The organism is Bacteroides thetaiotaomicron VPI-5482 (assembly GCF_000011065.1).
Taxonomy (GTDB): domain Bacteria; phylum Bacteroidota; class Bacteroidia; order Bacteroidales; family Bacteroidaceae; genus Bacteroides; species Bacteroides thetaiotaomicron.
Window position 1 is genome coordinate 6,214,677 of record NC_004663.1, and the last position, 23,059, is coordinate 6,237,735.

14 protein-coding genes, 1 tRNA gene and 1 pseudogene are annotated in these 23,059 nt (G+C 41.6%); 6 read left to right on the forward strand and 10 right to left on the reverse strand.

Annotated elements, in window-relative coordinates; genetic code table 11:
- Nucleotides 1-8: 8 nt before the first annotated feature.
- Entirely contained in the window at nt 9-2,237 is a 2,229-nt protein-coding gene (gene pflB / locus BT_RS23870; protein WP_008766750.1) for a formate C-acetyltransferase, read from the reverse strand.
- A 240-nt stretch (nt 2,238-2,477) separates the two neighbouring features.
- Here pflB and BT_RS23875 point away from each other — a divergent pair.
- Together BT_RS23875 and BT_RS23880 are read left to right on the forward strand one after the other, a co-directional pair.
- A tRNA-Ser gene (locus tag BT_RS23875) sits at nt 2,478-2,562 on the forward strand.
- Between the two features lie 240 nt (nt 2,563-2,802).
- Nucleotides 2,803-4,026: a site-specific integrase gene (locus tag BT_RS23880; protein WP_011109402.1), complete on the forward strand. Its 1,224-nt coding sequence runs from the start codon at nt 2,803-2,805 to the stop codon at nt 4,024-4,026.
- A 178-nt stretch (nt 4,027-4,204) separates the two neighbouring features.
- Here the strand turns inward: BT_RS23880 and BT_RS23885 are convergent, their stop codons facing one another.
- From BT_RS23885 to BT_RS24790, 3 genes and pseudogenes are all read right to left on the reverse strand, one after another.
- Nucleotides 4,205-5,200, reverse strand: a complete 996-nt coding sequence (locus BT_RS23885) for an IS110 family transposase (protein ID WP_005941495.1) — start codon at nt 5,198-5,200, stop codon at nt 4,205-4,207.
- A 712-nt stretch (nt 5,201-5,912) separates the two neighbouring features.
- The gene (locus BT_RS23890; protein ID WP_009040029.1) at nt 5,913-7,301 is read right to left on the reverse strand and encodes a hypothetical protein; all 1,389 of its coding nucleotides are present in this window, start codon (nt 7,299-7,301) and stop codon (nt 5,913-5,915) included.
- A 318-nt stretch (nt 7,302-7,619) separates the two neighbouring features.
- A pseudogene (locus BT_RS24790) lies at nt 7,620-7,902 on the reverse strand (sigma-54-dependent Fis family transcriptional regulator); the annotation flags it as partial.
- A gap of 225 nt (nt 7,903-8,127) precedes the next feature.
- Here BT_RS24790 and BT_RS23900 point away from each other — a divergent pair.
- Complete coding sequence (locus BT_RS23900) at nt 8,128-8,376, forward strand: hypothetical protein (protein ID WP_009040028.1); 249 nt, start codon at nt 8,128-8,130, stop codon at nt 8,374-8,376.
- A 389-nt stretch (nt 8,377-8,765) separates the two neighbouring features.
- On the opposite strand, the gene BT_RS23905 is transcribed toward BT_RS23900, so the two are convergent.
- The gene (locus BT_RS23905) at nt 8,766-10,043 is read right to left on the reverse strand and encodes a histidine-type phosphatase (protein ID WP_009040027.1); all 1,278 of its coding nucleotides are present in this window, start codon (nt 10,041-10,043) and stop codon (nt 8,766-8,768) included.
- A 389-nt stretch (nt 10,044-10,432) separates the two neighbouring features.
- On the opposite strand from BT_RS23905, the gene BT_RS23910 reads away from it, so the two are divergent.
- From BT_RS23910 to BT_RS23920, 3 genes are all read left to right on the forward strand, one after another.
- Nucleotides 10,433-14,101: a hypothetical protein gene (locus BT_RS23910; protein ID WP_009040026.1), complete on the forward strand. Its 3,669-nt coding sequence runs from the start codon at nt 10,433-10,435 to the stop codon at nt 14,099-14,101.
- A 516-nt stretch (nt 14,102-14,617) separates the two neighbouring features.
- Nucleotides 14,618-14,914 (forward strand): DNA-binding protein, encoded by a 297-nt coding sequence (locus BT_RS23915; protein ID WP_011965446.1) that lies wholly within the window; start codon nt 14,618-14,620, stop codon nt 14,912-14,914.
- Nucleotides 14,915-14,919: 5 nt separating this feature from the next.
- A complete protein-coding gene (locus tag BT_RS23920) occupies nt 14,920-15,249 on the forward strand; it encodes a hypothetical protein (protein WP_011109404.1) in 330 nt (109 codons plus the stop codon).
- Nucleotides 15,250-15,411: 162 nt separating this feature from the next.
- On the opposite strand, the gene BT_RS23925 is transcribed toward BT_RS23920, so the two are convergent.
- The 5 genes from BT_RS23925 to BT_RS23945 all read right to left on the reverse strand — a co-directional run bounded on the left by BT_RS23925 (nt 15,412) and on the right by BT_RS23945 (nt 22,651).
- The gene (locus BT_RS23925; RefSeq protein WP_011109405.1) at nt 15,412-16,434 is read right to left on the reverse strand and encodes a hypothetical protein; all 1,023 of its coding nucleotides are present in this window, start codon (nt 16,432-16,434) and stop codon (nt 15,412-15,414) included.
- A gap of 81 nt (nt 16,435-16,515) precedes the next feature.
- Nucleotides 16,516-20,478, reverse strand: a complete 3,963-nt coding sequence (locus BT_RS23930) for an N-6 DNA methylase (RefSeq protein ID WP_011109406.1) — start codon at nt 20,476-20,478, stop codon at nt 16,516-16,518.
- Between the two features lie 153 nt (nt 20,479-20,631).
- A complete protein-coding gene (locus tag BT_RS23935; RefSeq protein WP_162303139.1) occupies nt 20,632-20,811 on the reverse strand; it encodes a hypothetical protein in 180 nt (59 codons plus the stop codon).
- Entirely contained in the window at nt 20,801-21,244 is a 444-nt protein-coding gene (locus tag BT_RS23940; protein WP_011109408.1) for a DUF1896 domain-containing protein, read from the reverse strand. Before BT_RS23940 ends, BT_RS23935 begins: the two co-directional genes overlap by 11 nt.
- Before the next feature lie 111 nt (nt 21,245-21,355).
- Nucleotides 21,356-22,651, reverse strand: a complete 1,296-nt coding sequence (locus tag BT_RS23945) for a DUF3945 domain-containing protein (protein ID WP_011109409.1) — start codon at nt 22,649-22,651, stop codon at nt 21,356-21,358.
- Nucleotides 22,652-23,059: the final 408 nt, after the last annotated feature.

Sequence of the window (23,059 nt, forward strand, 5' to 3'; positions counted from 1 at the left end):
GTAATAGATTACATACGTTCGTGGAAGCTACGGCTGATAACTTCCAGTTGGTGTTCGCGGCTCAACTTCACGAAGTTTACGGCATAACCGGAAACGCGGATGGTCAGCTGCGGATAGTTCTCCGGATGCTCCATGGCATCGTATAGCATATCACGGTTCAGTACGTTTACGTTCAGGTGGTGGGCACCTTTGGTGAAGTAACCGTCCATCATCGTTACGAGGTTCTCGATACGGTCTTCGTCCGTAGCACCCAGTGATTTCGGAACGATAGAGAAGGTGTTGCTGATACCGTCCTGTGAGTCACGGTAACGAAGTTTCGCTACAGAGCTCAGAGAAGCGATCGCACCATTCTTGTCGCGTCCGTGCATCGGGTTGGCACCCGGAGCGAAGGCAACACCTTTGGCACGTCCGTCGGGAGTAGCACCGGTCTTTTTGCCGTACATCACATTGGAAGTGATAGTCAGCAAGGAGAGGGTAGGACGGGCATTCTTGTAAACAGGCAATTTCTTCAATTCTTCGCTGAAGAAGTATACCAGGTCTACGCCAAGGTGGTCTACCTTGTCGTTGTCGTTACCGAAGCAAGGGAATTCTCCTTCGATGTCGAAGCCTTCTGTCAGACCGATATCGTTGCGGCGGGCAGTTACTTTCGCATATTTGATGGCAGACAGTGAATCGAGTGCGATGGAAAGTCCGGCTACACCGTAAGCAAGGTTTATGCGCGGGTTCGTATCTACAAGAGCCATCTGGGCTTTCTCGTAATAATACTTGTCGTGCATATAGTGGATGATGTTCATCGCTTCGTTGTATACGCGGGCGATTTCGATCAGTACTTTCTTGTAGTTGTCCATTACTTCTTCGAACTTCAGCGTGTCACTGGTCAGTACGGGGATGTTCTTCACCATGACTGTACCGGTATTCTCGCAACGTCCGCCGTTGATGGCAAGCAACAGGGCTTTGGCCAGGTTGCAACGGGCACCGAAGAACTGAATCTGCTTGCCTATTTCCTGGTATGATACGCAGCAGGCGATTCCGTAGTCGTCGGACTGACGTACTTCACGCATCAGGTCGTCGTTTTCGTACTGGATAGAAGAAGTGTCGATAGAAACCTTTGCACAGAATTCTTTGAATCCTTCGGGAAGTTCCGGGCTCCAGAGTACGGTCAGGTTCGGTTCCGGTGAAGGGCCGAGGTTGTACAATGTCTGCAGGAAACGGAAGGAGGTCTTTGTCACTTTGGTACGTCCGTCGTTGAGACGTCCGCCCAGAGATTCGGTTACCCAGGTCGGGTCGCCTGCAAAGATGTCGTTGTATGATTGCATACGCAGGTGGCGGACCATACGCAGTTTGATGACAAACTGGTCGATCAGCTCTTGCGCGAACGATTCGGTGATGGTTCCTTTGCTCAGTTCATATTCCAGATAGATATCGAGGAAAGAAGAAACGTTACCCAGTGACATGGCGGCACCGTCTTGTTCTTTGACGGCGGCAAGGTAAGCCATATATACCCACTGTACGGCTTCTTGTGCCGTGTAAGCGGGACGGCTCAGGTCGAGACCGTAGTATTCGCCCATCACTTTCATGTCTTTCAGTGCCTTGATCTGTTCTGCCACTTCTTCGCGCAGACGGATACGGGCATCTGTCATCGGACCGGTGAGGTTGTGCAAATCTTCCTTCTTTGCTTCGATCAGACGGTCGATGCCGTAAAGAGCCATACGGCGGTAGTCACCGATGATGCGTCCGCGTGCATAGTTGTCGGGAAGTCCGGTAAGGAATCCCAGCGAACGGAAGGAACGGATTTCTTCCGTATATACGTCGAATACTCCGTCGTTGTGCGTCTTGCGGTAGTGAGTGAAAATATCTTTTACGCGGTCGTCCACTTCCACGCCGTTTTCGTGACAGGCTTTGCTGACTACGTTGATACCTCCGAAAGGCTTGATGGCACGTTTCAGAAGTTCGTCTGTCTGCAGGCCGACGATCAGTTCGTTTTCCTTGTCGATATATCCGGCCTTGTGGGAAGTGATGGTTGATACGGTAACATTATCTAATGAGCGGACACCGTTGTTTTCTCTTTCTTCTGCCAACGCTTCGAGGCAGCGGTTCCATACGGCTTTGGTACGTTCTGTAGGTCCTTCGAGGAATGAAGCATCTCCGTAATACGGAGTGATGTTATGACTTACGAAATCTCTGACGTTGATTTCGCTGCTCCAAAGACCGTCTTTAAAGATCTTGTTTAATTCCATAAAATGATAAAATTAGAGGTTGTAGTTATCCTATTCTTTAGAGCGCACAAAGTTACAATCATTTTTCATATAATCAGCATAAATATGCTCTATTTTATGCTTTTCAACATAAAATACCTATTAATTGCTATCCTTAGGAAAAGATTAGATTAAATTTTTAGTGAAAACTCTTGCAAGTTTAAAATATCTTCGTACCTTTGCACCGCTTTTAACGAAAAGCACTTCTGATAAGGAAGTTTTGGAGAGGTGGCAGAGTGGTCGATTGCGGCGGTCTTGAAAACCGTTGTACCGCGAGGTACCCGGGGTTCGAATCCCTGTCTCTCCGCTGGAAAGAATTGAAAAACAAAGAAAATCCCTGTAAATTAATACTTTACGGGGATTTTTTGTTTTTGGTACATAGCAAAAATAAGCATATCAAAGCATTCTTTCGGTGTACTATTCGGTGTACCTGATTGCCTTCAATGCCAGGTACACCTATTAAGTAAATAATTCATTGTTTATCAGTGCTTTGCATCTTGACTTGTTGCTCTTGGAAATTTAGTTTTGTGATTAAAAAACAAGTAAGATGGAAAGAACAACATTTTGTCTATTGTTCTACATTCGTAGGACGAAATTGAATCGGAACGGTGAGGCTCCGATAATGATGAGAATTACAGTGAATGGAGTCCGGGTTGATGCTTCAGTGAAGAAAACAATTCTTCCGGAGTTCTGGAGTGCGGCAAAAGGAAAGGCCCTGGAAAAGAAGCGTGAGTACAAGGAACTGAATCTGTATCTTGACTCTATCCGTTTGAGGATAATGAAGATTCAACGTGAACTGGAAATAGAGGAGGTATCCGTTTCTGCCAACAGTGTTCTGGATCGTTTCCTGGGTAAGGATGCCCCCGTACAACGTACTCTGTTTGAGGTTTTCCGTGAGCATAATGATAAATGTGTCCAATTGTCCGGTACGGACATGGCGCCTGCAACCGTGCAGCGTTATGAGACATCCTTGAAGCATACCCGGGATTTTGTCTGGGAGACATATCATAAGAAAGATGTTCTTTTGGATGAAGTTTCCCGCCAGTTTATTGAGGATTACGAGTTTTGGCTTAAGACAGAGAAAAAGTGTTGTCATAACACAGCCACCAAATATTTGAAGAATTTTAAGAAGATTATCCGTATTGCTTTGGCTAAGGGATGGATGAAGAACGATCCGTTTTTAGAAATTAGATTCTCATTGGATAAGGTGGAACCGGACTTTTTGGAAGATTCAGAAATCCAGAAGCTGATATCGAAGGAAATTGATATTCCACGGTTAAGTCAGGTACGGGATATTTTTGTGTTCTGTTGTTTCACCGGTTTGGCTTTCTCGGATATTCATGGTTTGAGAAAGGAACATATCGTGGAGGACTCGAACGGTGTCAGGTGGATACGAAAGGGGAGACAGAAGACCAAAATCATGTGTAATATTCCATTAATGGAAATACCATTGAAGATTTTGGAAAAGTATTCCACCAATGAATATTGTAAGAAACATGGTGTGCTTTTTCCGGTGCTTTGTAATCAAAAAATGAATGCATACCTCAAGGAACTGGCTGATATTTGTGGTATTAAAAAAACATTGACCACCCATGTTGGGCGTCATACTTTTGCCACATTTGCTCTGGCCAATGGTGTCTCGATAGAGAGCGTTGCTAAGATGTTAGGGCATACCAATGTCCAGATGACCCGTCATTATGCACGTGTGCTGGATCGTACAGTGATACGTGAGATGTCACAGATAAAGATGGATTTTCATATCTCTATTTAGAATTATCTGGTAGGAGGTTGAATTCTAAGTCCTCTCCAAACAATATCTATAAAATCTTACCCAAGTTTACGAACATTAACGTATCCTTGGGTAAGTTTGTATATAGACATACCTACTCTTCAGAAGTGTATAGCTACTTCCTAAACCTAAGATATTTTCGAAGTTAAGGACCTTTTTATTATACGGCTAATGTTACAAATGGAGTCTGCCTTCGTATCACAGCAAAAGACCTTGCTATGATTTTGGCTCTTACAGCATTGATTACAGATGCTTTATGTTTCCCCTCTGCTATTTTCCTTTTATAGTATGCTTTCATCTGCGGATCCCAAGAGATGGCAGTAATAGCTGCCCGGGTAAGGTATACTTTTACTTCTTTGTTAGCCAATGAAGAAGTCTGCGTTTTTCCCCGTATGGAAATACCTGAAGTATGTTCAAATGGGGCGACCCCACAATAGCAGGCAAATTTCCTCGGGTTGTCAAATCTTTGAAAATTGTCAGTAACACACAGTAATACAATGGCATTGATAATTCCTATTCCTTTTATACTTCTTAATAGCAAGTAGTTTGTGTAAAGCGATGTACTGGCGGCTATTAGTTGCTCCATATCCTCTTCCACCTCCAGGATTCTTTCTTTTATCGACTTGAGCTGCTCTTCCAAAAAAGAAATGGATTCTGTCACATCAGCCAACTTAGCCATCCAGGAGAATGTTTCCAATAACTTTATGCTTGATACTTTTTGCTTGACCAAATTGTCACGTATAATAATCCATCCCCGCAGTCTCACCAAGTCTTTGTCAGGCAATTTGTATAACTCCAGTTTTCGATAGTGTAATACCGCATAGTTCGCTATTCTTTTGGCGTCAATGCGGTCATTTTTGCCTCGTTGCAAGCCTATGGACTTCTTGATGGTCAACGGGCAAACCAAAGCCAGGGAAAATCCCATGGAGACACTGGAAACAGATAACTCTGTGACATAACTTCCCATGTTTTCAGCACAGAACAAGAGTTTGGATAAAGAGAGATGATAACCAGCTATCCAATCCAATAAAGATTGGATCCCAGTTGGAGTGTTATCAAAAGACTTGTGAGACAACTCTTTTTCGTCTGCGGACATTAATGATGCATCGAAAGTTTTTTTTCCTACATCAAGACCTACAAAATGAGAATAATTCATAACTTTGTATTTACAGTATTAAACATGAAGGAGAAACAGCTAATACATTTATTAGGTCGTGAGCCTACAATTCTAACTGGCTAGGTTCTCCTATTAAGAGAGTTGCAGTCTGATTCAGCCTATAGTCATTTAAGACTAGTGTCAAAGTTAGTTCACTGCAACTCTACTTTTCAAATATACACTTATATTTTGTTGTGATATTTAATACTGCAAATGTAAATGTGTCAAAACTCTGGCACAACCTCTCTTTAGAATGGAGGAAATACAATAGCCTTCGCTCTTTGAGTTATATGACTACATCGCTGTTAATATGTGTTTTGTTGGAAAACTCTTTTAGTGAGTTCTATAGGTCTGTAAGATGCGAGCACTGGAAAAAATTATAATCAAAGATTGTTGTTTTTTCGAGAGGATGTATGATATTTTTTAGTATATGATGTTTGTGTTTTCTTATTCTATAGTTCTTGTTCTTTCTAGCAGTGAAAAAAGTAAATACTGGCTTTTACTGTAGAATAATGCATAAAAAACTATTTTGATAGGATCCGTAGCTGATGGCTCGCTATTTTGGGATGTCATATATCCTAATCTGATGAAAAATAAACTTTTGCTCTCCTTGCGTATTCAACGCAACAAGTTGATACATACTAGCGAGCAGACACAAATCGGAAACCACTATATCCTCGTCAGTGGCTTGTTGCAGGAATCTTTAATTTCTTCAATTTTTATTTTGTAATATTGGCTGCTTTAACTTAATCCATAAACACAACATAGGTGTATCTTTGAATTTAGTTAAACACACATCAGCATCATTTAACGTTAGAAATCTATTCCAATTGTCAGCTTTTAATAGAGGGATTTCTACTGCTTCATCGAATAAAGTAAAGGTAGCTCCCATATCATTAAACACTCTAACAATCCTATTAGTTATAATCTCTAATTCTTTCGCCAGAATAGGTTGCTTCAAGTCGTTGTTCTTATGGAGTATAATAACCGTCTCATCTTTTGATTTTCTTTCTATCATGCAGTTAAAATATCCGAAGTATTTATAAGAAGTACTCAGATAAGTTAAAAATTGCCCAGATTTTGTTTCGACTCTAGTTACTTGCCTTGTAATATAATCGCTAAGAACTTCATCAAAATATTCACGCGCAGATTTTTTATTGTTATTTATTGCTTCATCAAATTTTTCTATAAACTCATCTATTGAATATACTTTAGTGTTGAAATTGAAAAGTTTGTATAATGTTTTGCTCTTGAGGCGCATACCTTCGTCATCACTAACCATGCAATCGCAGTATGAGCCGAAGAAACTGTGGTAACAGTCGACTTGCATATTTCTAAACTTAACCTTCTTCCGGGTTTCTTTATTAACTCCAAATAGATCAAGAAGTATATATGACATATAATATACCGTTGCAAAATCAGTGTATGATAATCCTGTTTGAGTTAAAGAGGCTTGAATAATATCTAGAAAGGATAATCCTAATGGAGATGAGGCTAACTGCTCGTTAAAAACATTTTCACCTTCCGCTTTAATTGATGTCGGATTATATCTAGCAATAGTATTGTCTCTCATAATTTTGTATGACTCCTTATTCTCATAAAAATAGTGGGAGACGAATTTCATTAATGATGTAAAAGTTGATATGTCCATTTGGAGTTCATCGACTGAAATTGGGGCTCTTTTTTTTAGCCAATCAAAATCTAATTCACCTTTTAAATCCTTAATGCTAATATCAACAATGTTATTGATAACATTCCGCTGTTCTTCTGTTATTTGTGAAAAATCAAAATTTTCAAGCCAAGAGAAATCCTCTATTTTGCCTATAGTTTCGAAAGCATTGCGTGGGGATTGCTTTATAACTTCCTGTTTATGGTTTTCGTATATTAAATGATATCCACTTACTATCGATTGCATATATTCCATTTCAGTATATTTAATATCCGTTTTATCATCTTGCAAATCAAATAAATGAGCATTTGAGTAGAAGAAAATAAACTCATCTTTGTGAGATAATATCTTTTCACGCAAAAGAGAATACTTTTCTTCTTTTGCATTAAATAGATGACTGAAAACTTGTTTATCCAAATATATTGTAACCATAAATTGTAAAATAATAACGATTTGTTTGTTGTTTTTACCTTCTTCAATACTAAACCTTTTCGTTGTATTTCTGGAAGATTTTTTTAATCTTCTTTGTCTTAGGAAGTTTGAAAGAAGGGTTAAATAGAGTAACAGATTGGCAATCGTTTCTGGGCTTTGTTGTGCATTGCTGTCAATATCACTCTCTTTAGTACAAAATTACGAATAAAAATCAGAAGCACATCACCCCGTCCTGTGTTTTTTACGTGGAGGTCTTTTTGCCATCACCAAATAAATCCGGTTTAAGCGTAATATCAATTCTTAGTGAATTACCGACTATTATTGCTGGAATTTATACTTCAATCCATACTTCTTCCAGTTTGCTATACAGTGTTGTACGTTCGATTCCGAGCAGTTCGGTGGTAACCTTTCATTTTCTGTTTGCCTGTTTCAAGGTACGGAAAATCCTCTCTTTGTTTTCAGCGTCATTGCGCAGGGCGAAGCTGACGGATGAGGTTGCTCTCGTCATGGTAAGCTACAGGTGCTCTTTCGTGACAAGATCTGTCTGTACCTGTAACACCGCATCCATAATTTTCTATCGAAACTTAAGGACATTGCCCGGTCACGCATGGGCAGTAATGTCTTATTGCGCACGTCATGGATTTGCGACCCTTACTCCCAGTAGGTGTATTCTCGTTGAGAGTATAAGCCGAGTATTGCGGCATACGAAATTATCACTGCATAGAAGTATGTTATGATAACCATCTGAAAAATAGACCTGGATTTGACAACGTTTGGCAACAGACTTAACCAGTCATCTACTGAAATCTCAGTGGCTATATTACTCATGGAACGAACAATTATAACAATCAGAGAAAACGGCAGAGTGAATATCCCGAAGGGTAATGTATGGATGTCAGAAATGGAGTTGGTGGTGCTGTTCGGAGTGATAGCTCAGGTATTCCAAATTGTCATCAGAGTGATATACAAAAGTGAAACACTCACCCCTATGACAACTCAACAATGTACTGTTATTACTTTTACAAGTTGGAAGATATTCTACAATCATGAAATTATTATTGTCCTTGTGTTTTAGAAGAATACACTATTTCATCCACAAGTTATATTAAAATGGTCATTTACTACATTTTCAGTTTGGGAAGAAGTGATGGGAACAGATTGACTTACTACACAAACATAAGATAACACATCCGTCTGCCTCACCGCTTACCGTTGAAACCTTAAGAGAATTTTATGTGATTCGATTATTGTATTTAAAGATAGGCGTTATAAAATTGGCTTATGGTACATATTAGGGTAAGTATAATACTTATTTTTAGCTTTAACCTCATTCTTACATCAATTTATACCTCACCTAGGCAACCTTATTTAACTGTAACCACCACTATCTATGTATCTGTCATTCATTGGTAAATAGAAAAAATGTTTTTTTCAAATATAATCAAAACTAAAAAATGGCTTATTCTATTCATTGAAAACTGAAAGTGTTTTTTTAGCCATTTCGATTCGCTGATTAAAGAATATACGAGTTTTTTCCCAAGAGTAATATGGGAAACAAGCGGTTGATATAGGAAGCGCTGCTGCTTCCTCATTTAACAGAATCTTAACCCAAATTCTTTGGTCTCTGTCACGATAGAAAAGCCACTGTACATTAGCGGCCATTGGAGATATTTCATAATCCTTCCAATAGACTGAAACGGAATCGGGCCGGCAAACCTGTACATCAGTTTTTTCTATGCCCATCAACGACACAAAAGGTATAACTGTTTCTGCATGAGCAAAACGAAAGTTAGCCTGATAATCGGATTTCCCACTTATCACCTCTTGAGCAGAACGAATGAATTCAGAAAGCAAAGGCCAAGCGATTGCAACCGGTAACATCTTACCGACAGGTGCAGAGCTCTTACTCATATATTGTCGCAAATTCTGGGTTTGCCAATAACGATGCCATTCATCAAGTGTAAAAAGGTCTTCCAAATTTAATGGGATGCTTGTATCAGGAAGAATAGCCGCAACAGAAAATAAAGCCATGACAAATTCCTCTGCCTCTTTATCCAGATATTGTTCCGGATTAAGAAGAAACTTCTTCATTATAGGAACTGGAGATATCTTCTTGTGTACAAAAGCTTTGTATATAGGAAGCCAGTCACCTTTCTCTTTATAATTGACATAAGATTTATTCAGATCAAAAAAACGAAGGATATGATTATATTGTTTTCCTTCACTTCGCTGTACCTGTAAAGCTGGATTATGCCTTATCATGCAAGAAAGAAAAGCGTCCATACTATTTATGCTGCGGGGAACATAGGTTGCTATTGCTTCAATCTTGGCAGAATTGCTGAATAGTTGAGGATAGTTCCTTATCATACGTCCGGCAATTCCTTCTTGTTCCGTCTCGCCCAACTTTGACAATTTTCCCCATTGACCGTCAAATAATCTGGATAAACGTCGTATCATAGAGAGTAAAGCCATGCCTTCTGAGGTCAGTCCATTCTCTTGTTGGGCTGATACCAATACCTTCTCCACTTTGTCTAGGGCTTTTCTTGAAGTTGGGAAGCGGGCTCCATGTCTTCCCAGATGATTTATATAAAATGGGGTCATACCATCCCGAAAAGTAATGGACGAGTCTGTCCTATTAGGATAGGGCATGGCCGTCCCTGCATACTTCTGTATCTTAGTTTGTCCCCATATAACAGGAAAAGTGAGAGACATAAAAGTCAAAACAAATAATAATCTTTTCATATTATACCTACTTAATTCATAGGCTATAACGATAAAAATGAGGATTATGTTTGCTCAAAATCAATCTTAAGACATCCAAAATCTTCATGTCCGCAAATAGTTGAACAAACGAATAAAATACGAACCAATAATGATTATCACTATATGAAGTTACTAAAATGATTGAAAATTAGAATATTCTTTTATTAAATAAGTGGTTATCCAGATGATATATTCAGCAGATTCATTTGTTTGTCACTATTTTAAACTTTATATTTGCATAAAGAATTAATATCTATATTAAAGAACTGATTTTAACACGGAATAAATGGACAGCCTTTACTTATAAAAACAAAATGGGCGAAGTATTGAATTATATAGAATTATATAATTTTTATTGAGAAAACATTATGGAGAATACACAAGAATCCACTCAAGTGCCTTCGGCGCAAATTGAGCAGGTATCACAATTTCAAGAATCCTTAACTCCGACCTTGCTGAAGGAGAATGACTCCGCTTATGAGTCTGTCCGTGATTTACGGGAAGCACTCAAGGCTGAGGATGTTTTGAATATTGCCCTGACCGGTCCTTATGGGTCAGGAAAAAGTTCTGTATTACACACTCTGATGTATTTGAAAGATGAAAAATGGAACTATCTGCCCATATCCTTAGCAACATTGGATGACGACAAACATCAAAAAACAAAGGATGAAGAAACGGAAGACCAACAAGAACTTCTGGATAACCAAACCAGTGAAAAATCTACAGGTAAAGATAACTTCGATGACCGGGATAGTGAAAACTATAAAGAAAAACTGAACCGAAGAATAGAATACAGCATTCTCCAGCAATTAATTTACCGAGAAACGATTGATACTCTACCCAATTCACGCTTCAAACGGATCACACACATTACCCCAAAACATATATCGAAATTAGCATGTGGTTTTATCGGAACGATTCTTGCATTTGCAATCCTTTTCGAACCTAGTTGGATGAGAATTGACTCGTTTTATCGTGTTTTCAGTCAAGGATTTGTTTTTAACCTAATAGGGGATATTGTGGCTCTGCTATATCTGTTATTTGTCTTATATACAATAGCACAATATGTTATCCGGATATATGGCAGTACCAAACTGAATAAGCTCAACTTTAAAGACGGCGAGATTGAGATTAAAGACGAAAACTCCATTTTCAACCGCCATCTAGACGAGATTCTGTATTTCTTCCAGGCAACTGATTATGACGTAGTGGTCATTGAGGACCTAGATCGCTTTGATACCCCCGATATCTTTCTGAAATTGAGGGAACTCAACTTCTTACTAAACAATTCGGCTGTCGTAGGACGAAAGATAAAATTCATCTATGCAGTGAAAGATGATATGTTCAAGGATTCCTCCCGGACAAAGTTCTTTGATTATATAACCACTGTCATTCCGGTTATCAACCCTTCCAACTCGAAAGACAAACTGAAAGAAGAATTGGAAAAGAGAGGGCATAAGGAGGAGATCAAAGCTGATGATTTGGAAGATATAGCCTTTTTCATAGATGATATGCGCTTGTTGAAGAATATTGCAAACGAGTATCACCAATACCACAAGCGGCTTTTTGTCAACGGTACGGAATTAAGCCACTCAAAACTACTGGCCATGATTGTGTATAAGAACTATTATCCTGATGATTTCTCAGCACTACACAACAGACGTGGAAAGGTTTATCAATGCGTATGTCATGAAACCAAACAGGAACTCACCAAGTTTGCGCTCCAGATATTGAACAAACGGAAGGAGGAGATGGCCAAACGTCGCGAAACAAAGGAAAGGAACCGACACCTGAAGGCAGGTGAATTGCGAATGATTTATGTAAACGGATATGTTACCCATATCAACGGCAATCTAATTTCTATAAAGATTAATGATAACTATTATGAAACGAGTGCTATATGGAAGGATGAGGATTTATTTAATGAGCTCATCCAAAAAGAGAGAATAGAATACAAATATTTTAATTCATATAGTATTTATACATCCCATACAAACATCCGCTTTAGCGAAATAGAGAAAAAGATTGATCCAAAAACATCTTATGCCCAACGGTTAGCCGCTATTACAACAAAAGACAAAGATTTAGCCAGGGAAGAGGAGGAACTGAAAAAGGAAGAATATCGTATCAACAGTTTTTCTTTGAAGCAACTGTTTATGCAGTTTAAGATGAATGAATGTGAAGCTTTCCAGAAAATCAAATTGGCTCCAATGATGGATCTCTTTATCCGGCGTGGTTATATTGATGAAGACTATTATGACTACATTTCTTATTTCTATCCGAACACGATTTCTCAGAATGACCGTCTTCTGCTTATAGCCATGAAGCTGGACAAAAGTCCCGAATATAATGCCAAGATAGACAAGATACAAAGTTTTGTTGCACAATTACCAACCTATGCTTATCTCAGTGATAGCGTGCTTAATATTAATCTGTTGGATTATTTGGGCAAACATACGAACATCGAACGAGAACGGTTCCTTCTATTCATGGCACGATTGGAACAACCCGTAGCTAAAATGGATTTTCTGGCCCAATATTACAAAGAGGGAAAACAAAATTATAATGTGTTTAATCACTATATCAATTGGAACGTCAATGATAGCTGGACTTCGGTATTGAACTGTGAGTACAGAGACATTCTGATCGAAGCATGGTTAAAGTTTTGTGAGAACAGCCATATAGGTGAGTTTCAAAAAACATGGTTGAAAGATAATTATGATTACTTAGCAAACAGATACGATTGCTTTGACGATAAGAAAATCAACTTTATTGCCAGTGTATGCTGTTATGAGGAATTGACAAATACTTCCAAACCCTTGTTGGAACTTATTATTAAAGGTGACAGCTATACTTTGACGAGACACAACATAAGCTTATTACTGAATCATATCAGCGATAGAGCAGGTGCAAATGAAAACAATATCACCCTAACGCGCATCAAAAGAGTCGGACGGAAAGACGTCATTGAAAGGATACAAGAAAATATGGAAGAATGCATTCAAAATGTCTTCCAGAATATATGCGATGAAGATGAAGAATCCATGCTGGAGATTTTAAATAACAAGGAGGTTAAAATGGAGGTTAAACAGAAATATCTCAAGACCCATATTAATCCTATCAATGATGTATCTAAGGTGAAAGATGACATGAAAGGTTTAGCATTTGGACTGGATTTACTAGTACCTAACTGGGATAATATAACCAATTACTATGTACAAAACGACTGTAATATAGACGATGTCTTATGGGCATATTTAGATAAACATGCGGAAATACTGGGAACAAGAAGATTTGCAGGAAGTGAGCCACATAAGCATTCGCTATTTAATAATATTATGGGTAGTAACCGGATTAGTATTAATTCCTACAAGCAGATATTCTCAGCCTTCCTGTGTAAAATGGATCTGAATGAGGAACTTTTAAATTTGGAAGATGAGCGAATCAGCTATTTAATAGATCAGAATAGCATTGAGTATACGGAGGATAATATCCGATACCTCAGCCGTCATAGTGATATACTCTATGGCAATTTTCTGTTGCATCATAAAAATGAGTTTTTAAAGGACAAAGATAAAATAGCTTATAACAAAGACCTGGCTCTCTGTTTGCTTGGTAGCTACAAGTTATCCGGCAAAGAAAAATCAGTTGTGCTCCAACAACTGAAAGCAACTTCCATAGATGTCAGTCAGAAACTCGCCAATATTATCTGTGAAATATTAACAGATTATGAAACAGAAATAGATTATGACCTGCTGAAAAAGGTTCTTGTCAAGGCATCCGTATTAGAGAAAGCAATAACAGTCATTTATCATACTATCAGACAAAACCAGGATAACCATGATGTGATTGATGAGCTATTGGCATTGTTGCCATTACCCTACAGCAAGATGAAGGAGAACGGAAAACACCCAATTATACCCGACACAGAACTGAACCGAAGCCTTTTATCATTATTAAAGGAGTGTAACTATATATCGTCTTTCTCCAAAGATAAAAACGGATTGAAGGTCAATACGAGAATTATCAAACAGTAGGAACAATTTTATGCCTTATAGAAAAAGACACGTCTTCGAAAGAAACTGAATTATCTAATAATTTGTAAGCTGAAGAAACTTTAGTTCCAAACTGCAGAAACTAAAGTTTAATCATACAAAACAATGTATTTTGTTGTAACTCTCTGAAGATAAAACAAATATAGAGAGTTTAAAAGATGCAGGTAACGATTTGGTGATGGAAGTCTTGCTTCGGGTTACACTGCTTTGCATAGTTTCAAATAACTCATATACAAATGTAGGCAATATTTAGAATATAGCAAAATATACTGCCATCTATTTTTGTATAAATCTGATTATTAACATATTAATGATTTAAGGCATAATTTATTGATGCTTACTTGTTATAGAATAGCCGGGGACAGTGCCTCCCGGCTATTTTCTTGTCCCAAATTGGCGTTTTCTGTCTTTTTTTGGCGGTTGCTCAACGGTTGAGTAACCAATGGCCTTATAATATCTCCGTAATATTGCACCATAAACAATAAAAATAAGGTCATTATGAATAACAGAAGAACTGCACCGGGTGGACAGACAATCCACATGCTTAGTGCCATACTTGCTAAAGTTACTAACATTGAAAAGTTATTGGCTCCTGCCGTACATAATTTGCCGGACAGCGAGATACTGGATTCAAAAGGTGTGCGCCTGCTCACCAAAATGTCGGACAGGACACTTTTAAGACGACGTAATGACGGGACACTTCCCTTTCACAGAGACAAGGGGAAGATATATTACCGCCGCTCGGACGTGCTGCGTGCCATGTTGCTGGAAAAAGAAGAACACTCTAAAAAATAAATGTTATGAAGAAGATGATTAAAATTGAAAGCGGTTCATTCGCTGCACTCGTGAGAAGTTATAAGAAGTCGTTGAACATGCTGGCCGTCCTGCAACATATCTGTCAGGAAAATGACGTGGCGCTTTCCATGCTGCCTGATGAAGTCTGCGAACTGATAAATCTTGATCCGGCAGAGATTGAGAAACGGCGTTTGAGCGGACGACTGCGTTTTGCGGAAGAAGAGAACGGGACAAAGCATTATTCGATTGTGGATATTATCAACCTGAAAGACTCGATTGACTGGAAAGTAATCAACAAACAGGTGGAAAGCCTTTCCTTTGAGGAAAAGGAATGATGTAATTTACGGCTGACAGACAAGGGCACGGTCGGCAAGGTCGGATTTATCCGGGTGCCGGCCGTGCCTTTGTCCTTTCCTGAAAAGCGGCTCTTTGCTGTAACCTGCGGAAGTGGAGCCTGCGTAGCTTCCGGGGGTTACAGCAATGTGCCGCAGGAAACATTAGGATATTTTTTTCAGTTCCCTTGCCGGGTTTGCGATTTCCATAGACGGTACATGTTTAGCCTGCCGTGGTAAATCCGGAGTCACGTCACTGCCACTGACAAGCCTCTGTTCTTCCGCTCCCGTTTCTTTACCTTCTACATTTCCATGCCGTCCTACCGGTTTAAGGGTAAGCTGTATCTTCCGGTTCAATGTGGCAAGCTCTTCACCCAACTTTTTGATTTCTCCCTCTTTGGGCCATGTGGCTACCACTATTTCCTGCAAGACCGGAATATCTTTTGACAACTCCGCATTTTCCTTTTCCCGTTTCTCAATCATGCCGGGAATACGTTCCAGCGCATTGATGAAATACATTACGGCCAGTTTCGGGTCTTTGGCAATGTAACCGTTATGATAGGTATATTTGATACCGTCCAGTCCCTCGACCATGAATTTGTTATGCAAGGCTTGCGTGTCTCCGTCACAAGTCTTTTCGGTACGGACAAGGATACGAAAATCGAACAGAGTTCCGATTTTCATATAATCGTCTTCCGTTCGGGCCTTCTGATTGATTGCGGCAAGCCGGTTGCCGAGTATCTCGATATTGTCCGAGTCCACACCGTCCAGTTTCAGGGGATTGGGACGAAGCCCGGTTTCCGTATCTACCGGAGCCACTTTATTGAGGTATTCCCAATCTCTGGTAAAGCGTCCGATAAAAATGTTGTTCTTCTCTATTCCGGCGGTCTTTTCATTCAGCTTTCCTTTCGCGTTTCCTTTATTACGGTGATACGCCTGCCTTTCACTTTCAAGGACTGCCAGTTTCTTGTCCAGTTTTGCCTTTTCCAACAAATCGTCGTTGCCTGAAAGAATAGCCACATATTCACTGAAATTGCCTCCGCCGTTTTCGTCTATCGCCCCTTCGTCAATGGTACGGGCGGCCAGATTGCAGCTTTTAAGCTGGTTGATGAACACCTGCTTGTTTTGCAGCAGATTGAACTTGTAACTGTCCAGAGATTTTTCCACCGCATAGATGTAACAGTCCACCTTGTTATCGGCATATTGCTTGGCGATGATATTGCCCTTTCTTACCGCCCGTCCGTTACGCTGCTCCAGGTCGGACGGCCTTCAGGGTATGTCCAGATGATGGATGGCCACGGCACGCTCCTGCGCATTGACTCCCGTTCCCAGTTTCTGTGTGGAGCCGAAAAGGAAACGGATGCGCCCGGAGTTCATATCCTTGAACAGTTCCTTGCGTGCGTTGTCGCTGTTTGCTTCCTGAATGAACTTTATCTGCTTTTCCGGAATATTATGGTCTTCCACGAGTTTACGCCTTATCTCACTGTAGATGTTCCACTGGTCGGGTTTATAGGTACTCAAGTCTGAAAAAATGAACTGTGTGCCTTTCTGGTCGAGATATTTATAGTAATATTCCGCAATCTTGGCTGCACAATGGGACGCCTTGTTTCCCGGATTATCGCCGTATTCAGGGTCTATCAGCCGCATGTCAAGCGACATCTTGTTCGAGTAGTTGGTGGCGATCAGCATCTGTGCCTTTTCTTCCGCCTTGGACAAAGGTTCCCTGTCTATGTAGGTTGCATCCCCGGTTTCAGCGAACTTTATCAGTTTCTGAATGAAAATTTCCTGCTGGGGAGTGGGCGGTATGTGATAGAGTTGCTCGTTGAGTTCCGGCCTGTCAACCCCTACGTCTTCGGCCGTTTTGTAATCGGTTATCTCCGCATAAAAATTGGCGAGTTCCGGCACTTTGATAAAATAGCGGAAACGCTCTTTCTGCACGACCTGGTTGGTCACGGAAAATTCAAAGTCCGTGCTTTTCTTCGCATAGACGGCCGCCCAGCCGTCAAAGCAGGTGATGCCCTGCCGCTCCATTTCCTTCGGACGGAGATATTTGAAAAGGAGATAGAGTTCCGTCAGACTGTTGGAAATGGTCGTACCGGACAAGAATGTGGCTCCCAAGTCTCTGCCTGTGCGCTCCTGTATGGTACGGATGGCAAAGAGCATGTTCATGGCCTTCATGCTTCCTTCGGGATTGCCCAGACCGGAAACTCTCGCATGGCGTGTACTGAACATCAGGTTCTTGAAATTGTGCGATTCGTCAACGAAGAGATGGTCGATGCCCATTTGCCTGAAATCGGTCACGTCATCTGTCCGGTCTTTTATATCCTGTTCCAGCTTTTCAAGTTTGGCCTCAAGGTTTTCCTTTCTTCTTTCCAGCCCCTTCTTTATCCAGCCGCTCACTTCATTGCCTTGCTGCTCGAATACGGCGAGATTCTCTTCGATGCTGTCTATTTCCTGCGTATATATTTCCTGCTGTATTTCGGGGGACTGGGGTATTTTCCCGAACTGGTCGTGTGTCAGGATGATACAGTCCCAGTTATTATTTTTGATGTCATGGAATATTCCGACACGCTTCTCCGGCGTAAAGTCCTCCTTGCCCGGATACAGCACTCTGGCATTCGGATAGGCCCTCTTGAACGTGTCGGCTATGTCATGCACATTGCTTTTGAGTCCGATAATCATCGGCTTGTTCGCCAGTCCGAGACGTTTCATTTCAAAGGCGGCTATGCACATGATAAGGGTTTTGCCCGTACCCACCTCGTGGTCAATTATGCCACCCCCGTTCATCTTCAGCATCCATACGGCATTTTTCTGGCTGTCGTACAAGGACGGTATGCCCAGCCCTTTCAGGTCAAGGAACGGGAAACTTTGCAGGGAACCGTCATAATCCGGGCGTACATAGCAGTTGAACTTGCGGTTGTACATGTCCGCAAGGTGTTGTTTAAATTCGGGGAGCTGTTCATTCAGCCAGCCTGTGAAAGCAGACCTTATTTCATTGATTTTGGCGTCGGCAAGCTGGATGGCCTCGGCATCCCGTACCTTTATATCATTGCCTTCTTCATCCTGCACGGTTTTTGTTATGTCGGGCACCGTGTTGTGCAGCGCATGTTTCAGCAGGTCGTTTCCGTAATAACCTCTTTTTTCCCCTTTCACATAATATCTGTCGGTGATGTTCGCGTTCGTTTCTTCAAAACTCACACTGAACTCGTCGATGGATTCCGTATAGTGGATATGGGCTTTTGCCTCAAAAAGATAACCGGCAAACTCTTCATATACGGATACGGGTATCCACCTTTCTCCCAGATTAAAATCAAGCAGTTCGAAACTGATCGGCTCCGGTATGGCTTTCTGCAAGGCTTCCAATGATTTCTTGCTTGCGTCGTCATCGGGATAGTCTTTCAGGTAGTTCTCTATCCATTCGACTTTGGCCACTACATTGCCCGCTATGAAACGGTCTTTGATTTCATAGTTCTTCATCATAGGATTGTAGAAGATACGGTTTTCCAGTTGTGTGAGCAGTTCCTGCCTGCCTGTTTCACTGAGATTTTCCATATATTCCAGATTGACTTCCCCGAACTTGTTCAGGGATGCCGCAAGCGCTTCCTGCGGTGTATCCACATGTGTCACTTCATTGGCGTTGAACGATACGGGAACAGAAAAGATATCCGCCTTCTGTATCTTGCCGTTAACGGAACGTTCCAATGAAAGTATTTCCCGTCCTCCGGCATCCATCAGCAGGAACTTGGCATTGTCCTTTCCGTTCAATTCCCTGAACATGCGGTAAAAACTGTCATACCGCTTGACCAGTTCTTCCCGTAGTTCCGGCTGTTCCGTTTCCGTTTCGGCTTCCTTATTGTAGAGATTGTGGTAGGCTTCACGGAGCGGGATATAGTAGGCGGCCCGGTATTGTTGGGTGACTGTCAGTTTAAGCGGATGGAATTGTACTTCGGGAGTACCCACCCCTCTTAAATATCCGTATTGCTCACCCGATTTCACGATGGAACCGTTCTTGTATTCGGGACGTGTCTCTCCGGTAAACGGTCGTGGTTCCATTTCTTTCTTCCGCTCTTCCTCGAATTTTTGTCTGCGCTCCTGCCATTTTGCTTCCGCTGCCGCCCGTTCCCCGGTCATGTCTTCCTGCGTGGCGGCTTCATCGTACATGTTCTCTTGGGAGAAGAGATTGAACATTTCCGGTTCATCCCCTTTCTTTTTGCGGGATGCCGACGGTGCCCGGCTTGGTGAAGGTCTGCTTTCTACCACTTGCACCTCCGCTTGCTCTTCATCCGCATAGGCGGCAAACAGGTTGAGCATGGGTTCATAGGGCTGTGCGGGGCTTTCTTCCTGTACCTCCTGCCGTTCTGTCTCTCCTGCTGTTTCCAATAGTGTCTCAAACTCTGTTTTGAGGATGGTGGAGCCGTTTGAGCGGGATAGATTGTCATCATAAAGTTTCCGGTCAAGATGGTTCTCCACATCTTGCGCCAATAACTGCCTGAGATGTTCGGAAATGGCACCGACACCTCCTTCATGAATAAAATTCATGGCCGGTTGTCCGTACATGTTTTTACCCATAGATACGGAAGTATGGACGATATGGTCTAAATCGGCATAGCTGTTGTTGATATTGATGCTGCCGGATATAAGGCGGGTTTCAATAAAGTTCCGTTCCTTTTCGGTAAGTTCCGATTTTCGGGTATTCTTCTGCAATACGATCAGGTCACTGCTCACTTCCGTACCCGCATCAACAAACAGGTTGTCCGGCAGACGTATGGCTGAAACAAGATTGGCATGGTTCACCAGCCACTCCCTGACAGGGCGGTTCTGTGGCGAGTCCATGACACCCGAAGTCGTGATATAGGCCAATATCCCGCCTTCGTGTAACGTGTCCATACCTTTGAGAAAGAAATAGTTATGTACGGCAGCAAGTGAGGATTTACGCACGACGTCTTCGCTCCGGTCAAAATCCCGGTCATAAACTCTGGTATTTCCAAACGGTATATTGGATGAAACCATATCGAAGTAGTTATTATAATAGGGCTGTATGGACTGGAAACCGTCTATGGTCACTCTGCTTTCCGGATAGAGGGATGAGAGGATTTTTCCCGTGAGCTTGTCTTTCTCGAAACAATGGACTTCGGGTACATCCTTCAAGCCGTTGATAAACATGCCCGTTCCGGCAGAAGGGTCAAGAAAACGTCCCGGACGGATTCCCGGTACCTGCAAGGATTCCTGCATGGCCGTTACCACCGGTTCCGGTGTGTAAAAGGCTGTGAGAGCGGAGTTTTTGAGGCTTTGGACGTATGCCTTGTATTCTTTCCCGTCTTTGGAATACTCACGCAACAGTTCATGCAGCAGTCGGACTTGGGGAAACAATTCCCTGTCTGTCGTTCATTTTTCAATGTCCGTGTCTTTTTCCGCCGGATTCAGGATGCACTTCAGTCCTCCAAAACCCGAATAGCCGTTCAATACTTTGCGTGCCTCTTCCGTGAGACAGAACTCCGGACGCATGAATATCCATTCAAGTGCGGCTATATTGTCCGCTAAATGTTGTCGTTTGTTATATGCCATATTTTTCGATATTTGATTGGATGAAACCTGTCAGTTCAATGGTAAGGGTACGATAAGAAGGAGATGTCTCAAACCTGTCGTCTATAGGGTATTTCTTGAATACGGCTTCCGCAAGCGGCAATATTTTGAGACAGAAATCTTTCCGCCGTTCAGAGGGTATTTCAGGAAACCATTCGGAAACCATTTCAAAGACCGTATCGTACTTTGAGAATTTGAGTCCATGCTGGAGAAACGCATCTGCCGCTTCCAGAGCTTGCGCAACCGGCAGGCCGCCGCGTACCGCATGTTCGTAAGCCTCTGCGGCACTGTTCGCACGCTTCTGAATGAGCACCTTGTTTCCGGCCATGTGCGGATGGCTTTCTTTCAAATAAAAAAGGAGAGCTGACTTGAAATAGGACAGTTCTCCGTTGTTATCATGTTGTGTAATCATCATCTGTTGTTATTATTAAAGATTAATATGATAGGGAAGTAATCGGAAATATACCCGATAACCTGAGAGGAAACCGGGTATATAGATTCGGTAAACGTTCTGTTCGTTGTCGGATTATGAGAATGACAGGCTGCTCTTTCTGGCCTGCGGTCTGGAAGATACGACATGACGGGCCGTTTGTTTCGTCTCTTTCTTCTTGTCATTCTTCTGGTTCTCAACTGCCGGCTTATATTCACGGGCATTGCGGCCTATCAACAGGTTGTTGCTCTTGTTGCTGAATCGTACATCATCCGAGAAAAGTTGCCTGGTCTTGGGGTTGCGCATGTTTTCGATGAATACCATGCCGTGATTTTCCAGTATCTTTTTCTGTTCGGGGGAAATCTTGGCTCCTAAAATCGTATCGTTGACCTTCAACTGCTTGTCGGATTGTTTGAAAGCAATGTCCCTGATGGTCGGATCAACATAAGCCACACCGGAGAGCATGGTGTCATTTTTGCGCTGTATGTCATTGACTGGAAGCTCACCTCCCGATGCAAGTATCTGCTTCTGCTTGTCGTCCAGTCTCTTTCCATAAATATAATCCGGGATTTTGATGGCATCCACGGGCATGGTGATGACTCGGTTGGTAGTCTCGTGGAAACTGACATAACATTTGCAGACATTTCCTGTAAGGGTGTCCTTCATCTCCTTGATGCCTCCCAATGTTCCTGTTTCCGCCAGCTTGTTCTTCTCTTCATCCGTAAATACACCTTTATAGGCGGGCGAATCATATTGGGGCTTGTCCAGACGGGTGAGGATTTTGAGTTCCACCTTGCCGTCCGCACCTTTCACGCACATGAAACAGGCTTCGCCCATATCCTTCTTTTCTCCGTTTATTTCTTTGCTGATAGGCAAGGCGGTGGAAGTGATTCTGCCTTTGAGAAACTCGCCCATGCAATGATTGTTGAACAGTGTCTCTTTATCAAGGCCGAGGGCGTTCAGGTCTTTCCACGGCAGTTGGTGTTCATCAAATTTATACCGTCGGGCAAGTTTGGCGATACGCCCTTCATCGTTGAGTTCGCTGTTTTCCACCAGCTTCTTGCCGTCCGGTCCGGGATCTTCCCCTTTTCGGATTTGGATGACCGCATTCAGCGTCTTGTCCAATAAGGCGAAAGGAACGAGGAAGAAACTGAAACTTGTGGGATTTTCATACTGGTTCTTGAAGTTCGTGAAAAACAGTTCCAGTGGTGAAGTACGGTCCAGTTTGAGAAAACTGTTGCTGTTCTTCTTGTCGGGTGGTACGACTTCGATACTGCCGTCCTGCTCGTTCATTTTGGAAATGACGGCGGTTTTGTTCGTTCTCTTGTCAAGGACTGCCATTACATGCTCGTCCTGACTCTGCTCTTGTTGTTCTTGCTTTTTCTTAGCCATAAATTAAAAAATTAAGTGATACAATAAATTACCGGGTAAACTTTAGCCCGTCGGTGCGAATGTAGAGGTTTAATTAATAGAGAATTAGGTTTTGGAAGTAGTGGAAATGAATGGCGGGAATTGGCTGCAAATGGCGTAAGGTAGTACAATAAAAAAGAGGGTATTTGTTGTCGTTTTCTTCTGTGTCTAAAATATTAACCTCATCTTCTTTCTGTTGTCTTTCTTTTTAACTTATCTGTTGATTTTTCTTTTTTTCTTCAAAAACCACAAAAAAAGAACTAATAGGTTGATTGTAAGTACTCAAATTAGTGCCATAATTTGTTTGATGTGAAAATCATAGCATTCAAATTAATGTTTTGATTTTCTTTATTTTTGTATTGATATTCTAAACCTTTGTTTATCTTTGCA